The organism is Blastomonas sp. UPD001 (assembly GCF_003426715.1).
Lineage (GTDB): Bacteria > Pseudomonadota > Alphaproteobacteria > Sphingomonadales > Sphingomonadaceae > Blastomonas.
The window spans coordinates 1-10,709 of sequence record NZ_QKVT01000143.1 but is presented as its reverse complement, the minus strand read 5'-3'; the positions used below and the strand labels follow the sequence as shown (position 1 = coordinate 10,709).

Sequence of the window (10,709 nt, the reverse complement as noted above, 5' to 3'; positions counted from 1 at the left end):
CGACCTAGAACGCGCTGCTCGTGCTCGCCGGGACCGACTACCGGTTGCTCCCGGCGATTGCTTTGGTGTGCAACCTGATCGTCGTGACCGGTGGCACCATCCGCTTCGCCCGCGCGCGGCAGGTGCCGTGGAAGCCGCTCTGGCCGATCCTGCTGCTGTCCGCGCCCTGCGCCTGGGCGGGCGGGAGGCTGCCCGTCGACAAGCCGCTGTTCGTCGCGCTGCTCGGCTCCGCGCTGCTCGTCGCCGGGCTGCTGATGCTGTTCCAGCGCGAGCCGAAGGCGGGGCAGGGGGCGGACCAGCGCCTCGCCTGGCTCGGCGTGCCGATCGGCATGGGCGTCGGCTTTTTCAGCGGCATTGTCGGTATCGGCGGCGGCATCTTCCTCGCTCCCGTGCTGCACCTGCTGCGCTGGGCGAGCGCCCGTCAGATCGCCGCGAGCGCCAGCGTGTTCATTCTGGTCAACTCGCTCGCCGGGCTGGCCGGGCAACTGATGAAGGCCGATGCCGCCGCGACCTCGGCGGCGATCGCGGGTTACTGGCCGCTGTTCGTCGCGGTGCTGATCGGCGGGCAGATCGGCAGCCTGGCTGGCGTGAAGCTGCTGCCGCAAAAGGTGATCCGCATCGGCACGGCGGTGCTGATCCTGTACGTCGCAGGGCAGCTGCTGTGGCAGCGGTTCGGGGGCTAGCGCTTGATTTGGACCAGATGTTGGTCTAATTTTGGCCGACTGTTGCGGAGACCCTGAATGGACGTGTCTGTATCCGACGCCAAGGCCCAGTTGACCGACCTCGTGCGGCGCGCCCAGGCAGGCGAGGAAGTGGTGCTCACCCGGCACGGCCAGGCCGTGGTCCGGATCGTGCCTGTAACCCCGGTGACCACCGCCGCCGCCCGAAAGAAGGTGCTCGCCGCCGTCCGCAGCGCCGTTGCGGGCAAAGCCAGCCCTGGTGCCGGGGCGGCGCGCAGCCAGGATCACCTCTATGACGATGACGGCCTGCCGCGATGATCGCGGTCGACACGTCGGCGCTGATGGCGATCCTGCTGGATGAGGACACAGCATCGGCCTGTGCCGACTGTCTATCGTCCGATCAGCGGCTGATCATGTCGGCCGCCACGCTGTCGGAAGCGCTGATCGTTTCCGCTGGACGCAATCTTGGCCCCGAAATGGCACAGATGGTGTCAGGTCTCGGCATCGAGATTGTCGCTGTGACCGAGGATGCCGCGAAGCGAGTCGCAGAGAGCTATGCGCGATGGGGCAAGGGCCATCACCCGGCATCGCTCAATTTCGGAGACTGTTTCGCGTACCAGATCGCGAAGGATCGGGAATGCGCGCTGCTCTATGTCGGCAATGATTTTGCCAGGACGGATATTGTCAGCGCGATCTGAAAAAGGCTGGCTCCCCGAGTAGAAAACGGGCCTAGCCTGAAAAATAACGATATTTTTTGTCTAACGGGGTCGCCGCGTCCAACGCAATGCTGCGGCGTCCCGGGGGGAATGTCTAATCCTTTGGTGGCCTGCTGATGACTCGAGGGTCGCAACAAGGCACCCTCCCGCTCGATTGGGGCAAGGGCCGCGATCTGCTTTGGGTAGACGGCGTGAACAGCGCTGTCATGGCGCACATGGCCTTGATGGACAACCCGGGCGCTATCCCTGTCCATTGTGACCTGGCGGAAAGCGTCCATCCCGATAGCCGCCGTTTCATTGACGATCTTGAGCAATGGTATGGCAAGCAGATCATCCGGCTGCATTCGCCCAAATATCGAACCGTCGATGATGTGTTTGAGGATCGCAAATACCTGTCTGGTAGGAACGGCGCGCCTTGCGCCAGCGAACTGAAATTCGCGCCCCGCATGGATTTTCAGCTTCCGAGCGATTTGCACCACTGGGGCTACACTGCTGACAAGCTCGATTCGGCGCGGTTCGATGGGATGGTTGCCGATTACCCGCTGCTGAAGCAGCGAGCGCCGCTGATCGAAATGGGGCTGACCAAGAAGGACACGCACGCAATCCTTCGCCAGCACGGCATCCGCCGCCCGGTTGTTTATGACCTTGGGATGCCGAACGGCAATTGCATCGGCTGCGTCAAATCTTCGAGCCCGAACTATTGGGCCCTGATCCGCAAGGAATTTCCCGAGGTGTTCGCTAGGCGGAATGACCAGGAAAAGCGGTTTGGTGCGCAACTTGTGATCCTTGGTCGCACAAAGGACGCGAGCGGAAAGACGGTCAACATTCGCGGCACCCTCGATCAGATCCCCGTGAACCAATCGACCAAGGTTCGGGGCGCTGATTTCGGCGGCTGCGGCTTCCACTGCAACTCGGCGGCCGCATGACCCGCCTCGCCACCCACCCAACCGCAAGGAGTGCGCAGTAATGCATCGAAACCTGCATACGATCTACGGGCTTGCTGCCCTCGCAGCGACAGGGCTTTTGTCGGCCCCGGATATACCCGAACCAATCGCCGATGAAAGCCCGCGTAAGCCTCGCCGCCTCAAGCGCCCGCTGTTGGCTGAGCGCGAGAACGTCACATACGTCACCAGCCCGAAGCCGCTCAGCAAGCGCGCCAAGCGTCGGGCGCGGGGCAAGTCAGGGAGTGCGCAGTAATGACAGACCAGATTGGAGATGAATGATGGCTTTTGGTGATTTGCCTTTGGACGCGCCGCACAAGCCCAACAAGGGGATGGAAGGCGGCGCGTGCAATCGGCAGTCGTGCCAAGCCGAGCCTGCGCTCTGGTGGAACCATGGCTCGCATAGCTGGTATTGCGCCGACTGTGCACGGGATATTGGCGAGGACATCGTGAACAGGCGGGATTGGGAATACAATTTCCAGCCACGACTAGGGCACCCGATGTTTGAGACGCGCGAGCAGATGGATGCGCGCAGGCCAGTGCAGACGCCAGAGCGGCCCGAGATGCTGACCGACTACATCAAGCCCGGCGCACTTGGCCCGAAGTGGTCTCCCCGCAAGCCCAAGAGCAGCAGTCTGGAACGTCTGTTGCGCAAAGCAAAGGTCCGCGCATCATGACCCACGAAGAACTAGCCGCCCGGATCGAGAGGGCGGAGGGGCCGGATAGGGCGCTGGATTGCCTTGTCCATGAGGTGATCGGCAACGTTGTCGATCATGTCTATGCAGAGATGCACAGTGCAGAAGAGACGCCGTTTTACACCGCCAGCATCGACGCTGCCATGCAGTTGGTGCCGCCAGATCGTGAGTGGTCAATCGAAGGCTACACTTGCAGCGGCGTGCGCCCCGATCATGTGCGGGCAAGCGCCTGGGTTTTGGGCAGCCCCCGTGTGTTCGCAGCGACACCGGCCATTGCTCTCTGCGCCGCCGCGATCCGCGCAAGGAGTGCGTCATGACCGAACAGAACTATCGTCCGCTCTGCACCAAATGCGGGTCTGATGACGTGCTGGTCTACATTACCCCAGAAAGCGCCATTTGCCCAGCTTGCTGCGACGATCACGATTATGTCAGCGAGGGCTGCGAACGCTACTGCCAGCACTGCGGCCAGGAACCGCCTGCCGATTGGTATTACGGCCTCTATGACGATGACGTGCCGCTGCTCGGCGCAACCCCGCATTTGCCGATCGAGGGCCTTGGCGTGCCAGCCAGCAGCATGAACGGCAACGCGGCTCAGGCCAGCACAGACCCCGCCCGCTGGGCCAACTGGGTCGCCTTCTGCGAAAGGAACGGCATTTCATGACCGAACAGGATAAGCCGCAAGACCTTTACACCGCCGCTGCCCGCATGTGGGAGGTGCTGACCTACGTGCGCGCAGCAAGCGGGTGTGAACAGTCACGAGACGCCGCCGCAGCCGTCATGGCTGAGGTTGAGCCTGTGCTTGACCGCCACCAACCGAAAGGCTCCACCACATGACCGAACAGGATAAGCCGCAGATGAATGAACGAGAGGCGATAGTCGCTTGGCTGCGGGAACGATCCGAATGGTATCACGAAAAAGCAAACAACCCGATGCGCAGGACTGACGGGCAGATGACCGATCTGGCGCGTCATATCTCAGAGCACGCCAGAGTTTCGGCGTTGACATCAGCCGTCTTGGCCGAAGCCATCGAGCGCGGCGACCATCTGAAAGGACAGACCGATGACCGACACACATTCTCTTGAACGCACCAGCCCTAAAGGCGAACCGTTCCTAGGCACATGCACCAAATGCGGACAGGTCGGCCTGCCCATGGCAGCGGTGCGCTCGCCATGCGCCAACCCCGCGAACATCAATGACGAAGAGGCATTGCTTATCGCTATCAGAGGCGCCGCCGAAGGCGGACCGGGCCCCGTGGCTTGGATGTATACGCATCACGAATTTGGAAAAGAGGTCCACCTAACCCGCTTCGACGCTGACACAGGCGGGACAAGCGACGATTATATCGGATGGTCAGAAGCCCCGCTCTATGCCCATTCCCAGCCAGACGCATCCGCGCTGGTGGAGGCAATCGTTGAAGCCGCATTGGATGTCGCGAACGTTGTCAGCCATGATGGCTATTACGAGATCGACCGTGATGCTGCCGTCCGCGCAGCCCTTTCAGCATGGGAGGCACAGCATGGATAACCAGAAACTACGCTGGTCAGCCACGATCCACTACCGCACCGATGCGGTGGGGCTGGTCGATGTTACGCACGAACTGCACGAGCTGGAGGACATTCACGATGTCGTTGAGCGCGGGCCTCATTGGGACACCATTGACCGTATCGTCATCGTTCGCGGTAAAGGCGCAAGCGATAGCCTCACCGTCGAACAGGCGGCAGGGATTTAGGAGGCACAGCATGGATAAGACAGCGGAACAGATCGACCACCCTGCTGGTGATTACGTCCTGGTGCCGGTGGAGCCGACTGAGGCGATGATTGCAGCGGGTCAAAAAGTCGCCAGAGAAGCTGACGAATATGAAATGTCGTGCGCCGATTGGTTTGTCGCCGATCATTACCGCGCCATGATCGCCGCCCGCCCTGCTGACAGCGATATGGTGGAGAGGGTGGCAAGGGCGATTATGTCAAGCGCCCACACCTTTCCTGAGCAAGCCAAGGTCTACATGGGCTACGGGCAGGCTGCGCACGCTGCCCGCGCAGCCATCGCCGCCATCACGGGAGAAAGTCATGGGTAAGAAAACGAACAGGCTAGCCGACTTCGGCTTGCACATGCGCCGTGCGATTGCTGCTGCACGCCGAAAGAATGTGAAGCCGGAGCAGTGGGCGTGCGTGGACGATGGCCACGCTTGTTATCGCTGCCAAGAAATAGCCAAAGTCAATCTTGCCGCCGCCATGGGTAGCGACATGGGTAAGGTTGAAGGGTGATGGCCGCTTGTCATTCCGGCCGATCTGGCGGGCAGTCTGGAAACTCGCAAAACCGGCTCGTGTTTGCGGGTTCGTCCCGACCCCGGAGCCACGCATTGGCTGAACCCGCCGCCAGGAACGCCAGCATCACCGCCCCCGTCACGACTGCCGGATACCAGCGCGAGCGATACGGCGGATTGAGAACGCGCAGCCCGTAATAGAGCAGCGCGGCGAAGGCTATCCAGATCAGGATCGCAATGGCAGACAGGGGCTATTGGGAAGAGAACTTGAACGGTGCCCGAGCCATTCTAAAAATGGGATAGATTGCCAGAAAGAAAGGCATCAGGGAGGGTTCGGAAAACGCGCGCAGCGAAGCCCCGCCGGCGAGCATTATGCACACCGCTATCGAAACGAGGGGGTCCATATCCTTAAATGGGATCGAGGTCTTGGATTTGGCTTTGGACACCATGGTCACAATTCCAGCGATGACAACAGCGGCTACGGCATAAAACAGCCCAACGGCAATTGATGTGACCGTTGTCCCCACCGGGTCGCCAGCGACATCAGCTGGGATCGGGGTGCAAAGATACCCAACAATAAATCCGATCAGCGGCCATGTGACCAAGCGCTTCCAGTCTCGCCGCCCCTCAGTCTGCATCGATATTCCCCTCGTCCGGTTCGGCTGGCAAAACCTTCTCACGCCAGGAAGGTTTGATCGCACTAGCCACCGGCGGTTCCATGCAGCCGCTGTGATCGCATAGCACGATGGTGCCGTTCCAGTGGTCGAGGCGGGCAACAGCATTGCGCGCGGTGCTGACCATTTCGAAGCGGAAGAGGACTGCCAGGAGAGCCGCAAACAGTGCTGCGAGCAGGCAGAGGGCGAGGGCGATCGCGCGATCTTTGAGAACCATGGCCGCCGATATAACAGGAATTACTTCTTGCCGGAAGTCTCCGCCACCGCGAGCGCATATTCGACCAGACGCCGCATCGCTTCGGGGCGGGTCATCTCCGGATCTTCGAGCGCCCGCCAGCGGTCAATCGCCTCGATCATCGCTCTGTCCACGCGCACATTGACCGGCTCGCTGTCGACCCGAGGACGCCCCCGGCCATGTTTTTTAGCGCCATCAATTGACATGGGTGTTTTGTAGCGCCATAAATTGCGGGCGGCAAGGGAGTTCGCACCTCCATTACCGCCCTGACCAACCCGTTCCCGAGGAGAACGAAGATGGCTGCTGACGCCGCTACCACAACTGCGCTCGCTTTTCACGACTCTCTTTTGGCCATGGCCGCCGTGTCTCAGGACGATGAGGCGTCCGACATTTTGATCGACGCATCCATCGTGTCGCTCGAAACCGCACTCAGATCGCCCGCCAGACATATCGACGACGTTCGCATGAAACTTGCCGCTATCATGCGCGATGCTGGAACCGGTCTGGTCGAAGTCGAGAACATTGCGTTCATCGCCCGCGACCTTGACCTGCTGGCGGGGAGGGCTTCGCAGTGAACGCGCTCACGATGCCCAGCGGCGTCCAGACCATGTCGAGCCGCGAGATTGCCGAGTTGACTGGCAAAGAGCACAAAAACGTCATCCGTGATATTCGCGTCATGCTGGACGCTTTGGCCGATGGCTCAGATTTGAGCCATGTCATCGAAACCAAGGATGCTCGCGGCTACACCTCTGGTTTCCAGCTTCCCAAGCGTGAGTGCCTGATCTTAGTTTCAGGCTACGATGTGCACCTGCGCGCCAAGATCATTGATCGCTGGCAGGAACTGGAAGCTCGCAAGCGGTCCGACCCCATGCAGCTGCTCAACGATCCCGCTGCCATGCGCGGCCTGCTGCTGACCTATTCCGAGAAGGTACTGGCGCAGCAGGAGCAGATCGAGACTATGACGCCCAAGGTTGAGGCTTTCAACCGCCTTGCGGTCGCTGACGGAAGCCTCTGCATCACCGACGCGGCCAAGGCCCTGCAGATGCCGCCTCGAAAGCTGTTCGACTGGCTGCACCGCCACCACTGGATCTACCGGCGGCATGGCACCAGCTGGCTGGGCTACAGCAGCAAGACCCAGGCGGGATATCTCGAGCATAAGGTGACGACGGTGACCGGGCCGGATGGTGTTGACCGGGTGCGCGAACAGGTCCGTGTCACGCCAGCCGGGCTTGCCAAGCTCGGCGAGGCGCTGGGCGTTCAGCAGGAACTGGTGGCATGAACCAGGTCGCGCTGCCCACAACTGTCGCCGACATCGTCGAGGAATACGAGCGTAAGCGCGATGGCATCCCGGCTGCGATTGCGGCACTGGCAGAAGCCTGCACGGCCATGCGCAATGCAGCCACCGTGCGCGGTACCTTTGTTGAGACGATTATCAGCGACCCAAGCCCGCACGAGAAGCATTTGCAGGCAGTGTTGCTTAAGAGTGGCTGGCAGGCGGTCTATAACAAGCTCAACATCGCCGCGATCGCCAGCGCGAAGGACAAGGAACTGTTCAAGCGCACGATGGCCGCGCCGCCAGAGCTGACGCTGGAGAACGCGAAAGCCACGTTCGGCGATTATTTCATCCGCCCTCGCTGGCATATCCTGCGCGGCCTAGCGGAAGCGTTTACCGCGCTCGATCCAGCCTATAAGTCGCACAGCAAGGTGCGGCTCGGCGTGAAAGGCCTGCCGAAGCGCGTCATTCTGCCCTATTGGGGCGACTATGGCAGCGGATGGGGGCGGGACAGGTTCGTTGATATGGTCAACGCCCTGGCGACCTATCAGGGCAAGCCCCAGATTGACTGGGCAGAGCTTCGCGCAATCGGATTCACCCATGATGCCGGAGAGGACGCTGTACTAGACGGACGCAGCTACATCGATCCGCGCCCCGGCCATCGCCGCGAGCCAGAGGCGCTGGCTACGGTCGACCGTGGCATGACCGTCCGAAAATTCGGCAACGGCAATGCGCATGTGTTCTTCGAGAAGTGGGCATTGTTCGACATCAATAAGGCGCTGGCCGAGTTCTACGGCGAGGTGCTGCCGGACGCGGAGCAGGACGACACCAAACCGCAACCCTCGCGCGCAGTCGCCAAGGATTTGCAGTTTTACTGGTCACCCCCTGCTGTTGTCGCGGCTGCGTTGGACTTCGCCGACATTCACCGGCGGGACGCATGGTCAAGTCGGCATGGGAGGGCTGCGCCACAGGTTCTCGAGCCTTCGTGCGGCGATGGTCGGATCATGGACGAGCTGCGCTCGCGGGGATGCAATGCGCTTGGCTATGAATACCACGAAGGCCGCGCTGCCCAAGCGCGCGCAAAAGGTCATGCAGTGGTGACGGGCAATTTTCTTGAGGCCGAGCCGACCGCTGTTTTCGAAAAGATTATTATGAACCCGCCGTTCTATGGCCGGCACTATGTGAAGCACGTTCGCCACGCCCTTAGATTTCTCAGGCCGGGTGGTGAATTGGTAGCGATTCTCCCCGCCACTGCTCACTACGATCACGGCGAGCTTAAGGGCGAATGGCGTGACCTGCCTCCCGGTAGCTTTGCTGAGGCTGGTACGAATGTACCGACTGGCATGCTCAAGATCCGCGCGCCGAGGGGGGACGCATGAACCAACTCGCATTCAAGCGTCTCACCTCGCGCATCATCAAGCAGCCTGGCATTATCGGGCTCGACCTTGAGGAAAAGCTAGCCGCGGCCGTTGCCAAGAAGATCAGGATCGATGCCACCGGCTGCTGGCGCTATGGCCGGGTGTCAGCGCAGAACTACGCGCGGATCATGGTGTTCGGCAGGATGCTGCTGGTGCACCGCGTCACGTACATTCTGGTGCACGGCCCAATACCCGAGAGCTATCAGATCGATCATCTCTGCAACGTGCCGGGCTGCTGCAACCCCGATCACCTCAACGCTACGACGCCAAAGCTCAACAACGCGCGCAGCAACTCCCGCTCGGCGGTTAACACGCGCAAGAATACTTGTATCAGGGGTCATCCGCTGAGCGGCGACAATGTTCGCTATACCAGGCAGGGCCAGCGACAGTGCCGCCAGTGCGATGCTGTCAGAAGGCGTTCGCTCAAGGAGCGGCAGGCTTGATCACCTGCGCGACCCACAGGGTATTGAACTGGCTGATCACCAGATCCTCGGCCTGCTTGTAGACCGCGCGCTCGGAGTTGTACGTGGCCTCGTCGATCTTGCCTAGGTCATAGGCCTGCTGCACAGTGCCTTTGGCCTTCCTGATGCCCCGGAGCTCCTTGCGCGCCGCCTTGGCTGCGGCTTCCAGAGACAGCACGTCGGCGTTCTGCTCGACATAGGCGTCGAACTGCTCCCATCGCTCGGCCTCGGCATATTTCTTGGCACGATCAAGGCCCAGCTCGACCTCTTTCAGCCGCTCGTAGAATGAGGACTTGGCCTGCCAGGGCGGCACATCGCCGACCACCTTGCGATAGAACGCAAAATCGTTGGCGCTGATTTCGGTTTCCGGATCGGTGCTGACCAGCTTGCCGCCCAGCCCGATGAGGCGATCGGCGAAGCCGCCGGCCGCGCCAAGCACAAAGCCCTGCATGTACTCGAGCGTTTCCGGCGACACATCGATCTCGCCAGGCACAACATCGTCGCCACCACTGGCCATGGTCAGGAAATCGGTGACGGCCTTCCAGTGGGGGGCAACCGAACCAAAATAGCGCTGGGCGTCCGGCTCGGGTGGCCCGAACGGATTCTGCTCGGGCATGATCGGGCGGTCTGCGAAATCGCGATTGCGGAAGAGGTCGACCAGCGGGTCGCCAATGGTCGGCGAGATGAAGTTGAGCAGGCTTTCCGTACCGCCGATCGGGTTGAAGGCATCGATCACGGTGGTCAGCATGTCAGCGATGCTGCCGCGCGCAGCGCCTCGGCTTGGGCGGCGAGATCGACTTCACCACCGCGCGCGTCGGCCAGACCCTGCACATTCCTTGCGCCAAGGGCAGGCACATCGTCGACGTCCCGGTGAAGCCTGGCTCGAACCCCGACGCGATCGCCAAGATGATGCCCCACAAGGGCTGGACCATCGGGCGCAAAATGGCGTGCCCCGAGCATCGCCGCAAATCCGAAAGACCCCAAGCTACAGGACCGCAACCCATGGAAGAGACGAAGCCCAGGCCGACGCCATCGGACGCCGCCAAAAAAGCGCATCGCATGCTGATGATGGCGCTCGAGGACTATTACGACGACGCCACGAAGCAGTACAAGGACGGCTATTCCGATACCCGGCTTGCTGCGGAAATCGGCTGCAGCGAACAGCATGTCAGAGAAACCCGCGAGCAGTATTTCGGCCCGCTGGCAGTGCCGAACGATGTCGCCGAGTTTCGCGGCGCGCTCGACAAACTGCGCGCCGAGGCGGGGCAGATGACGGCCAGCATTACCAAGAGCCTGCAGGCCATGGAGCAGCGCCTGGACAGGCTCTGCAAGCGCAACGGGTGGGCAGAATG

The 10,709-nt window shown here is 61.4% G+C and carries 22 protein-coding genes; 18 read left to right on the top strand and 4 right to left on the bottom strand.

Annotation, left to right across the window (positions count from 1 at the left end; all coding sequences use genetic code 11):
- The first annotated feature begins 20 nt into the window (after window positions 1–20).
- The 13 genes from DM995_RS19880 to DM995_RS21480 all read left to right on the top strand — a co-directional run bounded on the left by DM995_RS19880 (window position 21) and on the right by DM995_RS21480 (window position 5,297).
- The gene (locus tag DM995_RS19880) at window positions 21–683 is read left to right on the top strand and encodes a sulfite exporter TauE/SafE family protein (protein WP_198669526.1); all 663 of its coding nucleotides are present in this window, start codon (window positions 21–23) and stop codon (window positions 681–683) included.
- Between the two features lie 57 nt (window positions 684–740).
- On the top strand, window positions 741–998 hold the full coding sequence (locus DM995_RS19875; RefSeq protein ID WP_116970801.1) for a type II toxin-antitoxin system Phd/YefM family antitoxin: 258 nt from the start codon (window positions 741–743) through the stop codon (window positions 996–998).
- Window positions 995–1,378 (top strand): type II toxin-antitoxin system VapC family toxin, encoded by a 384-nt coding sequence (locus DM995_RS19870; RefSeq protein WP_116970800.1) that lies wholly within the window; start codon window positions 995–997, stop codon window positions 1,376–1,378. Before DM995_RS19875 ends, DM995_RS19870 begins: the two co-directional genes overlap by 4 nt.
- Window positions 1,379–1,587: 209 nt before the next feature.
- Window positions 1,588–2,322 carry a hypothetical protein gene (locus tag DM995_RS19865; RefSeq protein ID WP_116970799.1) on the top strand — a complete coding sequence of 245 codons (735 nt, stop codon included), beginning with the start codon at window positions 1,588–1,590 and terminating at the stop codon, window positions 2,320–2,322.
- 296 nt (window positions 2,323–2,618) lie between these two features.
- Complete coding sequence (locus DM995_RS19860) at window positions 2,619–3,014, top strand: hypothetical protein (protein ID WP_157973403.1); 396 nt, start codon at window positions 2,619–2,621, stop codon at window positions 3,012–3,014.
- Window positions 3,011–3,349 (top strand): hypothetical protein, encoded by a 339-nt coding sequence (locus tag DM995_RS19855; protein ID WP_116970797.1) that lies wholly within the window; start codon window positions 3,011–3,013, stop codon window positions 3,347–3,349. Before DM995_RS19860 ends, DM995_RS19855 begins: the two co-directional genes overlap by 4 nt.
- Window positions 3,346–3,693: a hypothetical protein gene (locus DM995_RS19850; RefSeq protein WP_116970796.1), complete on the top strand. Its 348-nt coding sequence runs from the start codon at window positions 3,346–3,348 to the stop codon at window positions 3,691–3,693. Before DM995_RS19855 ends, DM995_RS19850 begins: the two co-directional genes overlap by 4 nt.
- Entirely contained in the window at window positions 3,690–3,866 is a 177-nt protein-coding gene (locus tag DM995_RS21490; RefSeq protein ID WP_157973401.1) for a hypothetical protein, read from the top strand. Before DM995_RS19850 ends, DM995_RS21490 begins: the two co-directional genes overlap by 4 nt.
- Window positions 3,863–4,114 (top strand): hypothetical protein, encoded by a 252-nt coding sequence (locus tag DM995_RS19845; protein ID WP_116970795.1) that lies wholly within the window; start codon window positions 3,863–3,865, stop codon window positions 4,112–4,114. The genes DM995_RS21490 and DM995_RS19845 overlap by 4 nt, the downstream gene beginning before the upstream one ends.
- Complete coding sequence (locus tag DM995_RS21485) at window positions 4,092–4,556, top strand: hypothetical protein (RefSeq protein WP_157973399.1); 465 nt, start codon at window positions 4,092–4,094, stop codon at window positions 4,554–4,556. Before DM995_RS19845 ends, DM995_RS21485 begins: the two co-directional genes overlap by 23 nt.
- Window positions 4,549–4,761, top strand: a complete 213-nt coding sequence (locus tag DM995_RS19840) for a hypothetical protein (protein WP_157973398.1) — start codon at window positions 4,549–4,551, stop codon at window positions 4,759–4,761. The genes DM995_RS21485 and DM995_RS19840 overlap by 8 nt, the downstream gene beginning before the upstream one ends.
- 10 nt (window positions 4,762–4,771) lie before the next feature.
- Entirely contained in the window at window positions 4,772–5,107 is a 336-nt protein-coding gene (locus tag DM995_RS19835; RefSeq protein WP_116970793.1) for a hypothetical protein, read from the top strand.
- On the top strand, window positions 5,100–5,297 hold the full coding sequence (locus DM995_RS21480; RefSeq protein WP_157973396.1) for a hypothetical protein: 198 nt from the start codon (window positions 5,100–5,102) through the stop codon (window positions 5,295–5,297). The genes DM995_RS19835 and DM995_RS21480 overlap by 8 nt, the downstream gene beginning before the upstream one ends.
- Window positions 5,298–5,547: 250 nt before the next feature.
- Here the strand turns inward: DM995_RS21480 and DM995_RS19830 are convergent, their stop codons facing one another.
- The 3 genes from DM995_RS19830 to DM995_RS21475 are packed head-to-tail and all read right to left on the bottom strand — an operon-like array spanning window position 5,548 to window position 6,411.
- Window positions 5,548–5,934: a hypothetical protein gene (locus tag DM995_RS19830; RefSeq protein WP_116970792.1), complete on the bottom strand. Its 387-nt coding sequence runs from the start codon at window positions 5,932–5,934 to the stop codon at window positions 5,548–5,550.
- A complete protein-coding gene (locus DM995_RS19825) occupies window positions 5,924–6,187 on the bottom strand; it encodes a hypothetical protein (protein WP_116970791.1) in 264 nt (87 codons plus the stop codon). Before DM995_RS19825 ends, DM995_RS19830 begins: the two co-directional genes overlap by 11 nt.
- Window positions 6,188–6,207: 20 nt before the next feature.
- Window positions 6,208–6,411, bottom strand: coding sequence for a hypothetical protein (locus DM995_RS21475; RefSeq protein ID WP_157973394.1), 204 nt, complete (start codon window positions 6,409–6,411; stop codon window positions 6,208–6,210).
- A gap of 90 nt (window positions 6,412–6,501) precedes the next feature.
- Here DM995_RS21475 and DM995_RS19820 point away from each other — a divergent pair, with 90 nt between their 5' ends.
- The 4 genes from DM995_RS19820 to DM995_RS19805 are packed head-to-tail and all read left to right on the top strand — an operon-like array spanning window position 6,502 to window position 9,339.
- Window positions 6,502–6,780 (top strand): hypothetical protein, encoded by a 279-nt coding sequence (locus DM995_RS19820; protein WP_116970790.1) that lies wholly within the window; start codon window positions 6,502–6,504, stop codon window positions 6,778–6,780.
- A complete protein-coding gene (locus DM995_RS19815) occupies window positions 6,777–7,484 on the top strand; it encodes a phage antirepressor KilAC domain-containing protein (RefSeq protein ID WP_198669525.1) in 708 nt (235 codons plus the stop codon). Before DM995_RS19820 ends, DM995_RS19815 begins: the two co-directional genes overlap by 4 nt.
- Complete coding sequence (locus DM995_RS19810; RefSeq protein WP_116970789.1) at window positions 7,481–8,857, top strand: class I SAM-dependent methyltransferase; 1,377 nt, start codon at window positions 7,481–7,483, stop codon at window positions 8,855–8,857. Before DM995_RS19815 ends, DM995_RS19810 begins: the two co-directional genes overlap by 4 nt.
- Complete coding sequence (locus tag DM995_RS19805) at window positions 8,854–9,339, top strand: HNH endonuclease signature motif containing protein (protein ID WP_116970788.1); 486 nt, start codon at window positions 8,854–8,856, stop codon at window positions 9,337–9,339. Before DM995_RS19810 ends, DM995_RS19805 begins: the two co-directional genes overlap by 4 nt.
- Here the strand turns inward: DM995_RS19805 and DM995_RS19800 are convergent.
- Entirely contained in the window at window positions 9,320–10,105 is a 786-nt protein-coding gene (locus DM995_RS19800) for an LPD38 domain-containing protein (protein WP_116970787.1), read from the bottom strand. The genes DM995_RS19805 and DM995_RS19800 overlap by 20 nt on opposite strands.
- 32 nt (window positions 10,106–10,137) lie before the next feature.
- Here DM995_RS19800 and DM995_RS19795 point away from each other — a divergent pair.
- Window positions 10,138–10,709, top strand: a 572-nt coding sequence (locus DM995_RS19795) for a hypothetical protein (RefSeq protein ID WP_157973392.1), incomplete at its 3' end; no start/stop codon positions are given.